This window comes from Streptomyces sp. NPDC057694 (genome assembly GCF_042799415.1).
Lineage (GTDB): Bacteria > Actinomycetota > Actinomycetes > Streptomycetales > Streptomycetaceae > Streptomyces.
Genome location: NZ_JBHVIX010000013.1, coordinates 234,630 through 251,542 on the forward strand (window position 1 = coordinate 234,630; position 16,913 = coordinate 251,542).

A 16,913-nucleotide genomic window follows, 5' to 3' on the forward strand; every position below is an offset into this window, starting at 1 on the left:
CCGTCGTCAGTCGTCGTCGCCGAGGACCGGCTCCGGCAGGGTGCCCGCGTTGTGCTCGAGCAGGCGCCAGCCGCGCGCGCCCTCGCCGAGCACCGACCAGCAGCAGTTCGACAGACCGCCGAGCCCCTCCCAGTGGTGGGACTCCAGGCCCAGGAGGCGACCGATGGTGGTGCGGATGGTGCCGCCGTGGCTGACCACGACGAGCAGACCGCCGTCCGGCAGTTTGTCCGCGTGACGCAGCACCACGGGCGCGGCCCGGTCGGCGACCTCGGTCTCCAGCTCGCCGCCGCCGCGCCGCACGGACTCGCCGCGCTTCCACGCGGCGTACTGCTCGCCGTACTGCGCCTGGATCTCGTCGTGCGTGAGGCCCTGCCACGTGCCGGCGTACGTCTCGCGCAGACCCTCGTCGTACGTGAGGTCGAGACCGGTCAGCCGGACCAGCTCACCGGCGGTGGCCGCCGCCCGCTGGAGGTCGGAGGCGACGATCGCGTCCGGCTTCAGGGACGCGAGCAGCCGGGCGGCACGCCTGGCCTGCCCGACGCCGGTCTCGGTCAGCTCGATGTCCGTGGTGCCCTGGAAGCGGCGCTCCAGGTTCCAGGAGGTCTGGCCGTGCCGCCACAGGATGACCCGGCGGCCGCGCGGAGCAGCGGTCAAAGGACCTCACCACCGAGGTCCCGGATGTCCTCGGCCTCGGCCGCCGCCTCCTGGCGCTGGATGTGCTCGGCGCCCTTGCCGCGGGTGGCCTTGGCCTCCTCGGGCAGGTCCAGCTCGGGGCAGTCCTTCCACAGCCGCTCCAGGGCGTAGAAGACACGCTCCTCGCTGTGCTGGACGTGGACGACGATGTCGACGTAGTCGAGGAGGATCCAGCGGGCGTCGCGGTCGCCCTCGCGGCGGACCGGCTTGACGCCGAGGTCCTTGCTCAGGCGCTCCTCGATCTCGTCCACGATGGACTTGACCTGGCGGTCGTTGGGCGCCGAGGCCAGCAGGAAGGCGTCCGTGATGGACAGCACGTCGCTGACGTCGTAGGCGATGATGTCGTGCGCGAGCTTGTCGGCGGCCGCCTGTGCGGCGACGTTGATGAGCTCGATGGAACGGTCAGTGGCGGTCACTACAAGGCTTTCGGTCGGCGGTCTCGGGGCGGATTCCCCCGGGATTCCCCCGGACTGTCCCTCACCGGGCCTTACGGGGATACCCCCAAGGGTCTCACGGACCGCCGGACACCCTCACGGCATTGCCGGCACCCCCCGTGCGGGGGCGCCGGCGCCGGTGTCACTTGCCGGTGTAGTTCTGACCGAGGACGACGGACACGTCCGCGTTCGCCGTGGTCTCGCCCTTCTTCACCGCCGAGGTCGGCAGGTTCAGGGTCTTGGCGACCTCCACCGCGTCCTGCTTGCTGTCCGCGTCCGCGTACGTGACCGAGGAGGCGGCCGCCGCGGTGTCCGTGCCGCCGGAGACGTAGGTGTAGCCGCCGTTGACCAGGGCCACGCGGGCCAGCTCGGTGCGGGCCTTGACCCCGGTGGCGTTCTCGACGGAGACGCGCAGCGAGTCCCCCGACGAGGGGGCCTTCACGGTGCCGCCGAGGACGTCCTTGACCACGGAGTCCGCGGCCGCCTTGGAGAGGCTGCCGTCCTGCTGGACCGGGAGCAGGGCGGTCTTGTAGTCGCCCTCCTTGGCGTGGTCGGCGAGCTTGGCGAGGAAGGCGCCGAGGTCCTTCTCGGTGAGCGGCGGCTCGATGATCTGGGTGAGGGTCTGCACGGTGGTCGTCGCGGCCTGCGGGTCCGAGGAGATCTTGCGCAGGATGCCCTGCATGACCTGGCCGAACCGCATGAGCTGCGCGGTCTCGGCCTCGCCCTTGGCCCGGTAGGTGGCGTAGGCCACGGCCGGCGCGCCGCTCAGCGTCTGCTCCTTGCCCTTGTGGACGAGGACGGTGCCCTTCTTGGCCGGGTCCGGGACATCGGTGTCGGTGTCGATGTCGATGTTGCCGACGAGTTCGACGAGGTTGCTGAGGAAGGGGGTGTCGAGCCGCCAGGTGCCCTCGATGTCGGTGCCGAGCAGGGTGTCGATCGAGTCGCTGGTGCCGGACGAGCCGTCGGCGTCGACGGACTTGGCGAGCGTGGTCGAGCTGCCCTCCTCGTCGGTCACGCCGAGGGTGTTGGGCAGCAGCACGGTCGTGCCCTGCTTGGTGGTGGTGTTGTTCACCAGCAGCGCCGTGGAGGTGCCGCCGCCCTTGGTGTTGTGCAGGTGGACGACGATGACGTCACGGTTCTGCGGTCCGGCGGCGGCCGCGCCGCCGGCCTTGGCGGCGTCGTCGGACAGGAACGGCAGCTTGCCCGCGGACCAGAGGTAGCCGATGCCGCCGGCCAGGCACAGGGCGAGGACGACGACGAGCGCGACGATCCGGTTGCGGCCGCGGCGCCGGGCCTCCTCGCGCCGCTCGGTGCGTGACTCGGTGAACTTCAGCCAGTCGATGACGTCTTCGGAGTTCTCGTCCGGCTCCTCGACGAACTCGAACTGCTCGGTGCGGTAGTCGCGCGGCTCCGACTCGTCCTGCTGCCGGGGCCGAGCCTGCTGCTGCGGCTCCGGCGGCGCAGCGGGCCGCGGCTGCTGCTGCGGGGCGGGCGGCGCCTGCTGCGGGATGTACGCGGTGGCCTGGGCCTGCTGCTGTTGGTGTTGCTGTTGCTGTTGCTGCTCGGGGTGGTACCCGACGCGCGGCTGCTGCCCGCTCCCGGCGGCCGGGCCATAAGGGTCGTAGCCGCCCGAACTCCCCTGCTGCGCCCCGCCGTAGGGGTCGTACGACTGCGGCAGCACCGGCTGCTGCTGCCCGGTCGCGTACGGGTCGTATCCGTAGCCGTACGCCGCGTCACCGGGGTTGCCCGAGGTGGGGGAGTTGTTCGCGTGCTGCTCGTACGACGGCGCCTGCCGGTAAACCGGCTGGCCGAATTCGTCATAGCCGACCAGCTCGTAATTCTGCTGGTCGTAACCGTCGTATCGGTCGTTCACCGATGCCCCTCTCGGCGGTGCAGGGTCATTCGCCTCGGTACAGCTGGCGTTTGTCGATGTAGCGCACCACACCGTCCGGCACCAGGTACCAGACGGGGTCGCCCTTGGCGACTCGGTCACGACAGTCCGTGGACGAGATCGCGAGGGCGGGCACCTCGACGAGCGAGACACCGCCCTCCGGCAGGCCGGGGTCCGCGAGCGGGTGACCCGGCCTGGTCACGCCGATGAAGTGTGCCAGGGAGAAGAGCTCTTCGGTGTAACGCCAGGTGAGGATCTGACCCAGGGCGTCGGCGCCCGTGATGAAAAAGAGGTCTGTGTCCGGATTCAGCGCGCGCAGATCGCGCAGCGTGTCCGTGGTGTAGGTGGCCCCGCCGCGGTCGATGTCGATGCGGCTGACCGAGAACTGCGGATTCTCGGCGGTCGCGATGACCGTCATCAGATAGCGGTCCTCGGCGGGCGAGACCTTCTTGTCGCTCTTCTGCCAGGGCTGCCCGGTCGGCACGAACACCACCTCGTCGAGGTGGAACTGCGAGGCGACCTCACTGGCCGCCACCAGGTGTCCGTGGTGGATCGGGTCAAACGTTCCGCCCATGACGCCGAGGCGTCTCTTGGCCGGTGAGGCCCACTCGTGATCCGGGCCGCCGGTCGGGCTGTTGACCGGGCCGGTAGGCATGTCCTGCGCTCCCATGCGTGCAGAGCCTACTGGCCCGATCCGGATGGTCCGCCCCGGGATCAGCGGTCGCGGTTGAAGCGAGTGACGATCCACAGCAGCAGGAGCAGGATGATGAAGGCGGCGCCGCCCGTCACGTAGGGGCTGAGGCTCGGGTGGTTGCCGCCGTGCTCGCCGCCCTCGGAGGCGAGAGTGGCCAGCTGGGCAGCGGAGGCGTGGAGGCTCATCTTCAGCAGGACCTATCCGGTGTGGGATCGGGACAGAGATTTCCGACCCATCGTAAGCGGGGGCCCTCCCGGCGCTCACGCCGACTCTGCCGTACGGGCCTGCGCATACGCCTGGTCGGGTAGCCGCCGGTCGCTGCCGGCCGCCGTCAGTCGTCGCGCTTGTAGCCGCGCAGCAGGAACCAGGCCAGGAAGACGGCCCCGAGCACACCGACGACGAGCACGATGCGCAACAGGTTGCCGGCGCCCTGGTCGGACGCGGCGATGATGTGATCCATGACGGTTCGCTCCTTCTGTCTGCTGACCTGTCACGGTATCTCCGCCTAGTGTGGTGCCCATCTCGGGGGCACGACCGGACGACAGACATGGGGGGCCGCATGCCCGACGTACCGAACGAGCAGCATGATCATGTACCCAGCAGGCAGCGCAGGCGCTTTCCCGGGATCTCCTCGCGGGCGTACGAGCACCCCGCGGACCGCTCGGCGCTGGTGGCGCTGCGCAAGCTCACCGGGTTCGACACGGTCTTCAAGGCGCTGAGCGGCCTGCTGCCCGAGCGCAGCCTGCGGCTGCTGTTCCTGTCGGACTCGGTGCGGGTCTCCGACGACCAGTTCGCGCACCTCAACTCGATGCTGCGGGACGCCTGTTACATCCTGGACCTGGAGAAGGTCCCGCCGATGTACGTCAATCAGGACCCGCAGCCGAACGCGATGTGCATCGGCCTCGACGAGCCGATCATCGTCGTCACGACCGGTCTCGTGGAGCTGCTCGACGAGGAGGAGATGCGGGCGGTCGTCGGCCACGAGGTCGGCCACGCGCTGTCCGGGCACGCGGTCTACCGGACGATACTGCTGTTCCTGACGACGCTGGCGCTGCGCGTCGCGTGGATCCCGCTGGGCAACCTCGCGATCATGGCGATCGTGACGGCGCTGCGCGAGTGGTTCCGCAAGTCCGAACTCTCCGCGGACCGGGCCGGGTTGCTGGTCGGCCAGGACCTCAACTCCTCGATGCGCGGCCTGATGAAGATCGCGGGCGGCAACCACCTGCACGAGATGAACGTGGACGCGTTCCTCAAGCAGGCCGAGGAGTACGAGGCCGGGGGCGACCTGCGCGACTCCGTCCTGAAGATCCTGAACGTGCTGCCGCGCTCGCACCCATTCACCACGGTGCGCGCCGCCGAGCTGAAGAAGTGGGCGGAGAGCCGCGACTACCAGCGGCTGATGGACGGCCACTACCCGCGCCGCACCGAGGACAAGGACACCTCGGTGGGCGACTCCTTCCGCGAGTCGGCCGCGCACTACTCGACGCACGTGAAAAACTCGAAGGACCCGCTGATGAAGCTGGTCAGCGACATCGCGGGCGGCGCGGGCGACCTGGGCGGCCGGGTGCGGCGCGGCTTCGGGAACTTCGGCGGCGGTCCGAGCGGCGAAGGCGACGGGGGCAAGGGCGGCGGGGGCAACAACGGCAACCACGGCACCCGCGACGACGAGAGCTAGGGAGCCCGCAGGAGCAGGCCGCTAGACGGACGGCTGGGCACTGGGCGCGAGCGCGCCGCACAGCGCGGTCGCGCTGCCCGTGGCGTACGGGTCGGTGCCCGCCGGACCGTCCTTCGTGGCCCGCTCCCCGGCGAGCAGCGGGTGCAGGTGCGTGGCCGGGTCGACGGAGCAGGACAGCGGCCCGGCCTGCACGTAGGACACGAGGACCTCGGCCTGGTGGTCGCGCAGGTCGTCGCGGTCGTAGCGGAAGTGCAGCTCGCGGCGGACGGTGAACAGGGACGCGTCGGCGCCCGGCCGGTCGACGGGCCGCAGCGCGTACACGAACGTGTGGTCCGAGGTCACTTCCAGGGTGTCGGCGTCCGTCTCGGCGACGTGCAGGGTGCCGGTCACCCGGATCCGGGGGTCGGCGAGCGCGGCCACGGCCGGGTCGAAGCGGACCAGCCAGCCGGTGGCCGCGTGCCGGCCGTCGGCGGCCGGGTGGTCGAAGCTCTGGTCGAACTGGTCGAGCTGCTGCGGGTCGACGAGCCGGCGCACCGGCCGCAGGGTGGAGCCGGTGAGCACGTCCGGGTCGAGCGAGGAGTCGACGAGATAGTCCTTGGACGTGGTCAGCGCGGCGACGACCTGGCTGTCGGAGAAATGCGCGGTGCGCTTCGTCGAGGTGGGCAGCGCGATGCCGTCGGCGGCGATGTGGAACCGGGCGGCGGGACTGTGCTTGTACAGTTCGGCGGCCGAGGCGGCGCCGGGCACCTTGCCGGCCGGGGAGAGCGGGATGACGGTCATCCGCAGCGGCTCGACGTGCCGGACGGCCTGGGTCGTGCGGTAGGGGCTGCGGACGCCCATGTAGATCGCGGTGCCGAAGGCGAGCACGATCATGACGACGAGGATGACGGCCTGCCGGGTCAGTCCGCGGCGCAGCGCGGGCGTGCGGCGCACGGCCGGGGCGTGGTCGGCTATCCGCTCCTGCGCGGAGAACTCCTGGAGCCGGGCAGCCCGGACGAACGACTCGTCGAACACGACGGATCGGTATTCGTCCTCGCTCCCACCGCCGGCGCCGGGGCTGCCTTCCGGGGTCCCCTCCGGTGGGTCTGCTGGCCCGCCCATACCTTCAGGGTAGGTCCCTGGGGCCTCAGGTAAACGCCCTGGTACACGACAACTTCTGACAGCGGCCCACCGGGGCGGCGCAGACCGCTCAGGGCGTACGGGGAACCGCCGACACCGCGGGCCGCGAGTAGTCGGCGGAGGCGGACGGACCCGGAACGCTCTTCTCCAGTTCCGTCGTCGCGGGCGGGGGCACCCGGTCGTCCTGGCGGCCGGCGGAGGCGCCGCGGTAGACGGCGGTGAAGGCGAGGGCGACCATGCCGACGCCCATCAGCAGGGCGAGCGCCCAGGCGACGGGCCGGCGCCAGCGCATCCGGCCGGGGCGGGCGGCGCCGCGTCCGGTCCCGTCGGGCTCGTCGTCGTACAGATCGTCGAGCTCCCGGCCGAAGTCGGATGCGTCGTCCGGGCCGAACCCCTCGGGGTCCGACTCGTCGTAGAAGTCGTCGTCGGGGCCACGCCGTATGCGCGCCCTGCGGGCCTCGGCCTCCTGGGCCTCGGCACGGGCCTGCGCCGCGGCGAGCAGACGCTCGACCGCGGTGGGCTCATGGACCTTCGCCGCCTGCACGAAGTCCTCGTCGAAGACCACGGAGGCGAACGCATCGTCCGATCCCCCGCGGTCGTGGTCGTCGTCGGGCTCCCAGCCGTCGGGAAACGGCGTACCCCCCACGTCCTCCGGCACTCGTCCAGAGTAGACCTGAGGGGTCAATTTGGGCAGACAGTAAGGAAATTCACCGCACGAACCGCACGACCCGGTGATTAACGGGTGTGCCCGTCGCCCGTGACGATGTACTTCGTGCTCGTCAGCTCCGGCAGTCCCATGGGGCCGCGGGCGTGCAGCTTCTGCGTGGAGATGCCGATCTCGGCGCCGAAGCCGAACTGGCCGCCGTCGGTGAAGCGGGTCGAGGCGTTCACGGCGACGGTCGTGGAGTCGACCAGCTGGGTGAAGCGGCGGGCCGCCGCCTGCGAGGTGGTGACGATGGCCTCGGTGTGCCCGGAGGACCACAGCCGGATGTGCTCGACGGCGCTGTCGAGGTCGTCGACGACGGCGGCCGCGATGTCGTAGCTCAGGTACTCGGTCTCCCAGTCCTCGGGCGTGGCCTCGACGACGGTGGCCTTGGACCGCTCCGCGTACGCGAGGATCCGGGCGTCGGCGTGGACGGTGACACCGGCGTCGGCGAGGGCGTCGAGGGCGCGCGGCACGAAGGTGTCGGCGACGTCGGCGTGGACGAGGAGCGTCTCGGCGGAGTTGCAGACGGAGGGCCGCTGGGCCTTGGAGTTGACGAGGATGTCGACCGCCATGTCGATGTCGGTGTCCTTGTCGACGTAGACGTGGCAGTTGCCGGTGCCGGTCTCGATGACGGGCACGATCGAGTTCTCGACGACGTTCTTGATGAGGGCGGCGCCGCCGCGCGGGATGAGGACGTCGACGAGGCCGCGGGCGCGCATCAGCTCGGTCACCGAGTCGCGGGACTCGCCGGGCACCAGCTGGATCGCGTCGGCGGGCAGTCCCGCGCCGCCGACGGCGTCGCGCAGGACGCGCACGAGCGCGGTGTTCGACTCGTACGCGGAGGAGCTGCCGCGCAGCAGGACGGCGTTGCCGGACTTGAGGCAGAGGGCGGCTGCGTCGACCGTCACATTGGGCCGGGCCTCGTAGATGATGCCGACGACGCCGAGCGGGACGCGGACCTGGCGCAGGTCGATGCCGTTGGGCAGGGTGCTGCCGCGCACCACCTCGCCGACCGGGTCGGGCAGCGCGATGACGTCGCGCACGTCGGAGGCGATGGCGCGGACGCGCTCCGCGGTGAGCGTGAGCCGGTCGATGATCGCTTCGCTGGTGCCGGCCTCGCGGGCCTTGGCGATGTCCTTGGCGTTGGCCTCGATGATCTCGGCCGTACGGACTTCGAGGGCGTCGGCGATCGCGGCCAGGACGTCGTCCTTCTCCGCGCGCGGCAGCGGGGCGAGGGTGTTCGCGGCGGCGCGGGCGCGGTAGGCGGCCCGGGTGACCGGGGTCATCGAGTCGTACGGGTTCAGCGAAGGCGTCATGCTCCGCAGGGTAACGGGGGTGTGGGGGGTGTCCAGCGCTTGTTTCGGGGGGTGAGACATGGCTGAAAACGGTTCGTGGGTGGGGGGTTCTGTTTCGTCGCCGGATGACCGTTCGTCGGGGTTGCTCGCGCCCACGCGGCGGAGCCGCATATCGATACAGCCCCGCGCCCCTGCGGGGCGCTAGAACGGGTGCACGCCCACCGGGGTCGCCGGGAGGGGGCCGTAGCCCTCTGCGATGCGTTGGTGGTAGGTCTGGCGGTCGATGACCTCCAGGCCGACGATCTCCCACGGCGGCAGCTGTGACGTCTGGCGGTGCTCACCCCACAGGCGCAGGGCGACGGCCGCGGCGTCGTGCAGGTCGCGGGCCTCCTCCCAGTAGCGGATCTCGGCGTGGTCCACGGCGTAGCGGCTGGTCAGCAGGAACGGATGGTCGTGGGCGAGCTGTTCGAGGCCACGGCGAACTTCGGCCAGCGGTGCCTCGGCGCCGGAGACGCTGAGCGTGATGTGCCACAGACGGGGGCCTTCCTCGGCGTCTCCCGCGGGTCCCCCGGTGGCGTCGGCGGTCTCACCGGTGCGCTCCTGGTACGCGTCCCCCGCGGCCACACTCGTCAGGGCTCGCTCCGCCGACCCTCGGGACCCCTTGGATACGGCCCCCGGGCGCGCTCGTCTCACGACGGCCTCCTTTGCGCAATGGTCGTGATGGTCGTGCGGAACCACTCCGGCTGAACTCCCTGCATGTAACTCCCTGCCTCAAGAGTTGAGCAGGACACGAGGCCTCATGGGGTGGTTTTGGGGAAGGTCCCCCACGGGTGGCAGGCTTTCGGCCGATTACACAGGCGGTTTCCAAGGTGACGGGCGGTGTTTCAAGCCCGGAGGAGGACCAGATCGTCCCTGTGTACGACTTCCCGTTCGTAGGCCGGGCCGAGGTCGCGCGCGAGTTCCCGTGTTGAACGGCCGATCAGCTGCGGGATCTCCTTGGCGTCGAAGTTGACCAGGCCGCGGGCGACCGCGCGCCCGCTCCCGTCGCGCAGCTCGACGGGGTCGCCGGCGCTGAACTCGCCCTCCACGGAGGCGATCCCGGCGGGCAGCAGGGAGGTCCGCCGCTCGACCACGGCGCGGACGGCGCCGTCGTCCAGGGTGATCGAGCCCTGCGGGGTGGAGGCGTGCTGGAGCCACAGCAGGCGGTCCGCGCTGCGCCGGCCCGTGCGGTGGAAGTACGTGCCGGTGTCGCGGGCGGCGAGGGCGTCGGCGGCGGACGACGCGGAGGTCAGCACGACGGGGATGCCGGCGGCCGCGGCGATGGAGGCGGCCTCGACCTTGGTGACCATGCCGCCGGTGCCGACGCCCGCCTTGCCGGCCGAGCCGATCCTGACGTGCGCGATGTCGGCGGGGCCGCGCACCTCGGCGATGCGGGAGGTGCCGGGCTTGCTGGGGTCGCCGTCGTAGAGGCCGTCGACGTCGGAGAGGAGCACCAGCAGGTCGGCGTGGACGAGGTGGGCGACGAGCGCGGCCAGCCGGTCGTTGTCGCCGAAGCGGATCTCGTCGGTGGCCACGGTGTCGTTCTCGTTGACGACGGGGAGGGCGCCCATGGCCAGGAGCTGGTCGAGGGTGCGCGAGGCGTTGCGGTGGTGCGCCCTGCGGGCCATGTCGTCACTGGTGAGCAGGACCTGGCCGACGCGGACGCCGTAGCGCGCGAAGGAGGCGGTGTAGCGGGCCACGAGCAGGCCCTGGCCGACGCTGGCCGCGGCCTGCTGGCGGGCGAGGTCCTTGGGGCGGCGGGTCAGGCCGAGCGGGGCGAGTCCGGCGGCGATGGCGCCGGAGGAGACGAGGACGATCTCCTTCGCTCCCCCGCCGCGGTGTTTGGCGAGGACGTCCACCAGGGCGTCGACCCGGTCCGCGTCCAGACCGCCCGCGGCCGTGGTGAGCGACGACGATCCGACCTTGACCACGATCCGGCGCGCTTCCACGACGCCCTGCCGCGCCGAACGAGCTGCCCCTGTTGTTGCCCCTGACATGCTCCGCAATCTACGGGACGTGACCGGGCGGACGCTCAGGGGTTTCGAGGAGCGGACGCCCGCGGTCCGGGGCCGGCGCACTTCAGGGGACGTGAGCCTTCGGAGCCGATGACTTTTGCCCCTATTTGCCGTGATTGATTTCACCGAGGATTGCTACGGGACCGCTCAAAGTCATACGGTCAGTGGTCAGCCTCTTCACCGGGGCGGACCAGCCCCCCACGGTCCTCCTCGTCCTCCTCCGATCCCTGCCAGGAGCCCAGCCCGTGCCCTCCGCCGGACTTGCCCCCCGCCGCATCCTGCAGCTCTCAGCGCTGTTCGCGATGTTTGCGCTCTATGCGGCCCAGCTCGTGAGCGCGCTCGTTCCGTACGTTCCCGTGTTCGTCGCCGCGAGCGCCGCCGGCCTCGCCCTCGACACGTATCTGCAGTTCCGCCAGCCGGGCCTGCTGTCACTCCTGGGCAAGATCCGCTTCGACGTCACCGTGCGTCAGCTGCTGCGGGACATGCTGATCTTCGTCGGCCTGCTGCGCATCGACGGCATCGACCCCCTGGGCGAGCAGGCTCCCCTGCTGATCATGGTGCTCGCGGTGTACGTGTTGCACTTTGCCTGCCAGGCCGCGGCCGTTCTCGTACGCCGCACGCGGACCCTGCCGATCGTCACGCGCAACATCGACTCCACCCCGCTGCGGCTGTCCGCGGCCCCGCCGCGCCTGCTGGCCCGGCGCTCCAGCCACCGGCTGCTCGCCTTCTCGGTGCCGGCCACGGCCGGCCTGCTGGTGACGGCCGCGACGACGAACGCCCTGTGGGGCGGCATCGGCATCGGCGTCTCGATCGTGCTGCTCGGCGGCGGCGCCGCCTACCTGGCGACCTGGCTGCTGCCGAAGAAGCGTCCGCTGAACGACCAGCAGACCATCGAGTGGCTCGACCGCTGGCTGGCCGACTACAAGCCGACCGTGGCCATGTACTTCTCCGGCGGCACGACCTCCGCGTACCAGGCGAACATGTGGCTCTCCACCCTCGCCGACGTCGACGGCAAGCCGCTGATCGTGCTGCGTGAGCGCTTCATGGTGAACAAGATCGACGCGACCGACGTGCCGATCATCTGCTTCCCGAAGGTCGCCACGATGTTCTCGCTGGAGAACTCGACGCTGAAGATGATGCTGCACCCGGCGAACGCGGCGAAGACCTCGCAGGTGCTGCGCATCCCGACGATCAAGCACGCGTTCACCAACCACGGCGAGTCCGACAAGCTGTCGTCGTGCAACCCGTACGCGAAGGCGTACGACGAGGTGTGGGTGGCGGGCCCCGCGGCCCGCGACCGCTACCAGCTGGCCGACGTCGGCGTCGACGACCGCGACGTCGTCGAGGTGGGCCGCCCGCAGCTGTCCCCGATCAAGGTCGGCACGGGCCCGGCCACGGGCGCGTACACCACGGTCCTGTACGCCCCCACCTGGGAGGGCTGGGACGGCAACCCGGGCAACACCTCGGTGATCCTGGCCGGCGAGAACATCGTGCGGCACCTGCTCGCCGACGACAAGGTCCGGCTGATCTACAAGCCGCACCCGATGACCGGTTCGCAGGTCCCCGCCGCGGGCGCCGCCAACGAGCGCATCATGGCGATGATCCGCGAGGCCAACACCCGCCGCTCCGGCGCCCGCCCGGGCGCGGAGGCCGCCGCCGAGCTGAGCCGCGCGGCCGCCGTCCTCGACAGGCTCACCTCCACCGCCTTCCGCACGAGCGCGGACGAGATGGAGAAGATGCTGCTCCAGGGCGCCCCCGAGGGCGGCCGGGCCGCTGCCGTGGCCGAGGCGACGACCGCCTGGGAAGACGCCTACTGGGCGTCCTTCCCCGAGTGGGAGCACCTGATCGTCACCGAGGCCCGCCCGGCGATCTTCACCTGCTTCAACCAGGCCGACGTGCTGATCTCCGACGTCTCCTCGGTCGTCTCCGACTGGCTGAGCAGCGAGAAGCCGTACGCGGTCGCCAACACCTCGGGGCTGTCCGAGGCCGATTTCCGCACCGGTTTCCCGACGGTGAGCGCGGCGACGATCCTCACCCCGAAGGCGAAGGGCGTGCCCGCCCTTCTCGCGGCCGTTCGCGGCGAGGCCGAGGACAAGTACGCCGAGGCCCGTCTGGAGCTCAAGGAGCACCTCCTGGGCCCCTCGGACCCGCCGTCCATGGACCGCTTCAACGACGCCGTGCGCGCCCTGTGCACGCGGGCCGACGAGCGCCGGGTGCGGATGGCCGCGCGAGGTGAGACGGAGATTCCGATACAGCGCGAGGACTCGATCGAGGAGCAGGTGGCCGAGGTCATGGAGGCGGAGGGCGCGGACACGCAGGACTCCGCCGAGTCCGAGGACTCCCTCACGGCGTAGCCGCCCACACCGAGACATGCCGAAGGGCCCGGGAGTGATCTCCCGGGCCCTTCGGCGTGCACGTCCTAGAACGGTTTGAAGTCCTCGAACTCCTGCTGTGCCTCGTCCCGCTCCGCCTGCTTGTCGCGGCGGCGCTGCGTGGCCGGTCGCGGGGCCTCCAGGCGGTGGTCCTCGCCACGGCGGCCGAGCATCTCGGCGCCCGCCATCATGGTGGGCTCCCAGTCGAAGACGACCGCGTTCTCCTCGGGGCCGATGGCCACGCCGTCGCCGTTGCGGGCGCCCGCCTTCATCAGCTCGGTCTCGACACCGAGGCGGCTGAGGCGGTCGGCCAGGTAGCCCACGGCCTCGTCGTTGTTGAAGTCGGTCTGGCGCACCCAGCGCTCCGGCTTCTCGCCGCGCACCCGGTACAGCGGCTCGCCGTCGACGTCCTCGCGGGTGACGGTGAACCCGGCGTCGTCCACGGCCTTCGGACGGATGACGACGCGGGTCGACTCCTCCTTGGGCTGCGCGGCGCGGTGCGCGGACACCAGCTCGGCGAGGGCGAAGGAGAGCTCCTTGAGGCCCTTGTGGGCCACGGCGGAGACCTCGAACACCTGGTAGCCGCGCTCCTCCAGGTCGGGCCGCACCATCTCGGCGAGGTCCTTGCCGTCGGGCACGTCGATCTTGTTCAGGACGACCATGCGCGGGCGGTTCTCCAGGCCCGCGCCGTACTCCCGCAGCTCCGCCTCGATGATGTCGAGGTCGGAGACCGGGTCGCGGTCGGACTCCAGCGTCGCCGTGTCGAGGACGTGCACCAGCACGCTGCACCGCTCCACGTGCCGCAGGAACTCAAGGCCGAGGCCCTTGCCCTGGCTGGCGCCCGGGATCAGGCCCGGGACGTCGGCGATGGTGTAGACGGTCGAGCCCGCGGTGACCACGCCCAGGTTCGGGACGAGCGTCGTGAACGGGTAGTCGGCGATCTTCGGCTTGGCGGCCGAGAGCACCGAGATCAGGGAGGACTTGCCGGCGCTGGGGTAGCCCACCAGGGCCACGTCTGCGACGGTCTTGAGCTCCAGGACGACGTCGCTCTCGTCGCCGGGCACGCCGAGCAGCGCGAAGCCGGGGGCCTTGCGGCGGGCCGAGGCCAGCGCCGCGTTGCCCAGGCCGCCGCGGCCGCCCTGGGAGGCGATGAAGGTGGTGCCCTGACCGACCAGGTCGGCCAGCACGTTGCCCTGCTTGTCGAGGACGACCGTGCCGTCCGGGACCGGCAGGATCAGGTCCTGGCCGTCCTTGCCGGAGCGGTTGTCACCCGCGCCGGGCGCGCCGTTGGTGGCCTTGCGGTGCGGGGAGTGGTGGTAGTCGAGGAGCGTCGTGACGTCCTGGTCGACGACCAGGATCACATCGCCGCCACGGCCGCCGTTGCCGCCGTCCGGGCCGCCGAGCGGCTTGAACTTCTCACGGTGGACGGAGGCACAGCCGTGGCCCCCGCTACCCGCGGCGACATGCAGTTCGACGCGGTCCACGAAGGTGGTCATGGGTCAGTGCCTCCAGAAACGAACGGAAATGTCTACTACGTGCTGTGTCCTATTTAAGAACACGCGAAAGGCGGACCCGCTTCCCGGAAGGGAAGTGAGGTCCGCCTCGCGAAAACTAAACCGGTGGAGCTGCCTTTCAGGCGGCGACCGGAACGATGTTCACGACCTTGCGGCCACGGTGGGTACCGAACTCCACCGCACCGGCGTCGAGCGCGAACAGCGTGTCGTCCTTGCCACGACCCACGCCGTTGCCCGGGTGGAAGTGGGTGCCGCGCTGGCGGACCAGGATCTCACCGGCGTTGACGGTCTGACCGCCGAAGCGCTTCACGCCGAGCCGCTGAGCATTGGAGTCGCGCCCGTTCCGAGTGGACGATGCGCCCTTCTTGTGTGCCATGTCTCAGTCCCTTACTTCGCAGCCGCGGGGATCGCAGTGACCTTGATCGCCGTGTACTGCTGGCGGTGGCCCTGACGACGGCGGTAACCGGTCTTGTTCTTGTAGCGAAGGATGTCGATCTTCGCGCCCTTGTGGTGGTCCACGACCTCGGCCTGGACCTTGATGCCGGCCAGCACCCACGGGTCGCTGGTCACGGCGTCGCCGTCGACGACGAGCAGCGTAGAGAGCTCTACGGTGTCGCCAACCTTGGCGGTGGGAAGCTTGTCAACCTCAACGATGTCATCGACAGCAACCTTGTGCTGGCGACCACCGCTGCGCACGATGGCGTACACGCGGATCTCTCTTTCGCTCGGAACGGGACCCCCGCAGTCCAGCCGCACGAGGCGGCCTCTCCGGAATCTCGGCATCTCTGCCGAAAATCTGGAGGAAGAAGGTTTACGGGAGTGAGGCGCGTCGATGGACACGCCGACGGTCAAGGTTACGGGGCACCCCTCAGAAGGGTCAAACCGGCCCCTTCCCCGGACCCTCAGGTCGTCTTGGGCTCACCGTCCTGCGGCAGCGTGCTGACGCCCTTGCAGAGGTTGGTGTTGTCGTTCGTCCCCGGGTACGCGACGTTCCACACCTTGAGGAAGTGCGTGCGGTACGTGTCGTGCACGGAGTCGTCGTCGATCTTGACGTACGCCTCGTCGTTCTCGCGCAGCGCCGGGTTCGAGGCGTTCTGCGAGCCGGTGAACGTGACCTTGTTGCGGGCGCCGTCGTACATGCCGTCGATCGCCACGTACTTGGTGTGGATGATGAACGGCGTGCCGAGCTTGGTGCCGGGGTTCAGCGGGTCCCGGTCGTCGTTGTAGCAGCGCCGTGGCGGGGCGCCGCTGGCGTGCATCGACTTCCAGGTGCCGCTGTCCGACGTCGCGTACTCGATGGAGACGGTGCAGCCCGCCTTCTTCAGCGCGACCAGCTTGTCGGCGATGGCCTGCCGGGTGATCTGGAAGATCGCGGCCCGTACGACCGTGTGCTGTGTCGCCCCCGCGGCGTCCTTGTAGGTGCACGAGACGTTGTTGAGCACCGAGTACAGGGTGTCCGTGGAGTTCGTGGTGCCGGCCCGCGGATAGAAGTACGCCTTGTAGTGGCCGTTGCTGACCGTGCGGTAGTCCCAGTTCTTCCAGTCCTTGGCGGCGATGTCGTCGAAGTAGTCCGAGTAGGCGCCGTACAGGACCGGGTTGTTCGGCAGTTGGAGCGCGTCGTTGAAGAAGCGCGTGCTGGCCGACGGCGTGGAGTTCGCCGTGGTCTGCACGACGACGTTCTTGGCGCCGTCGACCGCCGAGAACAGCCAGAACTTGTTGTGCATGATCGACTTGCCGAACTTGGGGTCACCCAGGCACGACTTGTCCTTCGGGCAGAGCGTCACGAAGGACGCCGCCGCGATGTTGGTGCCGAACGCCGTCTTCAGCTGGCTGTAGATGGTGTTCGTGGGGCGGTCGTTGACGCTGGAGGAGTCGAGCGCGATCCGGATGTTCACGCCGCGGGCCTTGGCCCGGATCAGCGCGTCCGCGATCGTCTGCTCCCACACGTGGTAGACCGCGACCTTGATGGTCGAGCCGGGCAGCGCGGCGTCCGTCAGCTCGACGAGCCGGGTGCGGATCGCGTACTGCGCGTCCACCGTCCCCAGCGGGTCGTTGAAGATGGGCCCCTCGGTCCAGGTCCTGGTGTCCGCCGACGCGGTGTCCGCGGCGATGCCCGCCTGCACTCCCGCCGCCGAGAGCACGGTGGCGAGGGCCACCGCCTGCCGGGCGCCCTTGACCGGCTTGGCCGCCCGGTGTCTGCCCGTACCTCTGAGACGCACGTGCGTCATCGTGTTCCCTCCCCTGAGCACGAGCGCGGCCGTCTCCCCAACGGGCACCCCTGCTTCTCATGTACATGCGCTACTGCTTGAGTTTTACAGGTAGTTGACCCCGCTCCAAGGGCGGGGGGCGAAATGCGTCATTCCTTACAGACGCACGACGGCGCGTCCGCGGGGCCGGGGCCTCGGCGGCCTGCTCCACCACGGGCTCGGGCGTCTCCTGCGCCGTGGGCGCCTCGACGACCGGCTC

Annotated in this window: 17 protein-coding genes; 2 read left to right on the forward strand and 15 right to left on the reverse strand. The window is 70.3% G+C overall.

From position 1 onward, the window contains the following. Positions 1–6: 6 nt before the first annotated feature. From ACFVDP_RS26665 to ACFVDP_RS26690, 6 genes are all read right to left on the reverse strand, one after another. Positions 7–654, reverse strand: coding sequence for a histidine phosphatase family protein (locus ACFVDP_RS26665; RefSeq protein ID WP_383494513.1), 648 nt, complete (start codon positions 652–654; stop codon positions 7–9). After that, positions 651–1,109, reverse strand: a complete 459-nt coding sequence (rsfS, locus tag ACFVDP_RS26670) for a ribosome silencing factor (protein ID WP_383494515.1) — start codon at positions 1,107–1,109, stop codon at positions 651–653. Before rsfS ends, ACFVDP_RS26665 begins: the two co-directional genes overlap by 4 nt. Positions 1,110–1,269: 160 nt before the next feature. Further along, entirely contained in the window at positions 1,270–3,000 is a 1,731-nt protein-coding gene (locus tag ACFVDP_RS26675; protein WP_383494518.1) for an LCP family protein, read from the reverse strand. Positions 3,001–3,025: 25 nt separating this feature from the next. Next, the gene (gene nadD / locus ACFVDP_RS26680) at positions 3,026–3,688 is read right to left on the reverse strand and encodes a nicotinate-nucleotide adenylyltransferase (protein WP_383494521.1); all 663 of its coding nucleotides are present in this window, start codon (positions 3,686–3,688) and stop codon (positions 3,026–3,028) included. 44 nt (positions 3,689–3,732) lie between these two features. Continuing rightward, positions 3,733–3,897 carry a hypothetical protein gene (locus ACFVDP_RS26685; RefSeq protein WP_383494524.1) on the reverse strand — a complete coding sequence of 55 codons (165 nt, stop codon included), beginning with the start codon at positions 3,895–3,897 and terminating at the stop codon, positions 3,733–3,735. A 146-nt stretch (positions 3,898–4,043) separates the two neighbouring features. Beyond that, positions 4,044–4,172, reverse strand: a complete 129-nt coding sequence (locus ACFVDP_RS26690) for a hypothetical protein (protein WP_351444222.1) — start codon at positions 4,170–4,172, stop codon at positions 4,044–4,046. Between the two features lie 99 nt (positions 4,173–4,271). Between ACFVDP_RS26690 and ACFVDP_RS26695 the strand changes: the two genes are divergently transcribed. Further along, positions 4,272–5,387 carry a M48 family metallopeptidase gene (locus ACFVDP_RS26695; protein ID WP_383494528.1) on the forward strand — a complete coding sequence of 372 codons (1,116 nt, stop codon included), beginning with the start codon at positions 4,272–4,274 and terminating at the stop codon, positions 5,385–5,387. A 21-nt stretch (positions 5,388–5,408) separates the two neighbouring features. On the opposite strand, the gene ACFVDP_RS26700 is transcribed toward ACFVDP_RS26695, so the two are convergent. From ACFVDP_RS26700 to proB, 5 genes are all read right to left on the reverse strand, one after another. Beyond that, complete coding sequence (locus ACFVDP_RS26700) at positions 5,409–6,488, reverse strand: hypothetical protein (protein WP_383494531.1); 1,080 nt, start codon at positions 6,486–6,488, stop codon at positions 5,409–5,411. An 88-nt stretch (positions 6,489–6,576) separates the two neighbouring features. Then, positions 6,577–7,164, reverse strand: coding sequence for a hypothetical protein (locus ACFVDP_RS26705; protein WP_383494535.1), 588 nt, complete (start codon positions 7,162–7,164; stop codon positions 6,577–6,579). Positions 7,165–7,241: 77 nt separating this feature from the next. Beyond that, positions 7,242–8,528: a glutamate-5-semialdehyde dehydrogenase gene (locus ACFVDP_RS26710; protein ID WP_383494538.1), complete on the reverse strand. Its 1,287-nt coding sequence runs from the start codon at positions 8,526–8,528 to the stop codon at positions 7,242–7,244. A 180-nt stretch (positions 8,529–8,708) separates the two neighbouring features. Then, positions 8,709–9,200 carry a hypothetical protein gene (locus ACFVDP_RS26715; RefSeq protein ID WP_383494541.1) on the reverse strand — a complete coding sequence of 164 codons (492 nt, stop codon included), beginning with the start codon at positions 9,198–9,200 and terminating at the stop codon, positions 8,709–8,711. A 191-nt stretch (positions 9,201–9,391) separates the two neighbouring features. Beyond that, positions 9,392–10,543 (reverse strand): glutamate 5-kinase, encoded by a 1,152-nt coding sequence (gene proB, locus ACFVDP_RS26720; RefSeq protein WP_383494544.1) that lies wholly within the window; start codon positions 10,541–10,543, stop codon positions 9,392–9,394. Positions 10,544–10,806: 263 nt separating this feature from the next. Here proB and ACFVDP_RS26725 point away from each other — a divergent pair, with 263 nt between their 5' ends. Continuing rightward, complete coding sequence (locus ACFVDP_RS26725) at positions 10,807–12,915, forward strand: hypothetical protein (protein ID WP_383494547.1); 2,109 nt, start codon at positions 10,807–10,809, stop codon at positions 12,913–12,915. A gap of 65 nt (positions 12,916–12,980) precedes the next feature. Here ACFVDP_RS26725 and obgE read toward each other — a convergent pair whose 3' ends face one another. The 4 genes from obgE to ACFVDP_RS26745 all read right to left on the reverse strand — a co-directional run bounded on the left by obgE (position 12,981) and on the right by ACFVDP_RS26745 (position 16,675). Then, entirely contained in the window at positions 12,981–14,429 is a 1,449-nt protein-coding gene (obgE, locus tag ACFVDP_RS26730; protein WP_383494549.1) for a GTPase ObgE, read from the reverse strand. A gap of 136 nt (positions 14,430–14,565) precedes the next feature. Further along, entirely contained in the window at positions 14,566–14,823 is a 258-nt protein-coding gene (gene rpmA / locus ACFVDP_RS26735) for a 50S ribosomal protein L27 (protein ID WP_026245994.1), read from the reverse strand. 11 nt (positions 14,824–14,834) lie between these two features. Beyond that, the gene (gene rplU / locus ACFVDP_RS26740) at positions 14,835–15,155 is read right to left on the reverse strand and encodes a 50S ribosomal protein L21 (protein WP_383494554.1); all 321 of its coding nucleotides are present in this window, start codon (positions 15,153–15,155) and stop codon (positions 14,835–14,837) included. A 194-nt stretch (positions 15,156–15,349) separates the two neighbouring features. Continuing rightward, positions 15,350–16,675 (reverse strand): phospholipase D-like domain-containing protein, encoded by a 1,326-nt coding sequence (locus ACFVDP_RS26745; RefSeq protein ID WP_383494557.1) that lies wholly within the window; start codon positions 16,673–16,675, stop codon positions 15,350–15,352. Positions 16,676–16,913 lie beyond the last annotated feature (238 nt).

Excerpts from the sequence above, each read along its gene's own strand:
- nadD (WP_383494521.1), bottom strand. The coding sequence starts at position 3,688 with ATGGGAGCGCAGGACATGCCTACCGGCCCGGTCAACAGCCCGACCGGC.
- ACFVDP_RS26685 (WP_383494524.1), bottom strand. The coding sequence starts at position 3,897 with ATGAGCCTCCACGCCTCCGCTGCCCAGCTGGCCACTCTCGCCTCCGAG.
- ACFVDP_RS26690 (WP_351444222.1), bottom strand. The coding sequence starts at position 4,172 with ATGGATCACATCATCGCCGCGTCCGACCAGGGCGCCGGCAACCTGTTG.
- ACFVDP_RS26695 (WP_383494528.1), top strand. The coding sequence starts at position 4,272 with ATGCCCGACGTACCGAACGAGCAGCATGATCATGTACCCAGCAGGCAG.
- ACFVDP_RS26700 (WP_383494531.1), bottom strand. The coding sequence starts at position 6,488 with ATGGGCGGGCCAGCAGACCCACCGGAGGGGACCCCGGAAGGCAGCCCC.
- ACFVDP_RS26710 (WP_383494538.1), bottom strand. The coding sequence starts at position 8,528 with ATGACGCCTTCGCTGAACCCGTACGACTCGATGACCCCGGTCACCCGG.
- proB (WP_383494544.1), bottom strand. The coding sequence starts at position 10,543 with ATGTCAGGGGCAACAACAGGGGCAGCTCGTTCGGCGCGGCAGGGCGTC.
- obgE (WP_383494549.1), bottom strand. The coding sequence starts at position 14,429 with ATGACCACCTTCGTGGACCGCGTCGAACTGCATGTCGCCGCGGGTAGC.
- rpmA (WP_026245994.1), bottom strand. The coding sequence starts at position 14,823 with ATGGCACACAAGAAGGGCGCATCGTCCACTCGGAACGGGCGCGACTCC.
- ACFVDP_RS26745 (WP_383494557.1), bottom strand. The coding sequence starts at position 16,675 with ATGACGCACGTGCGTCTCAGAGGTACGGGCAGACACCGGGCGGCCAAG.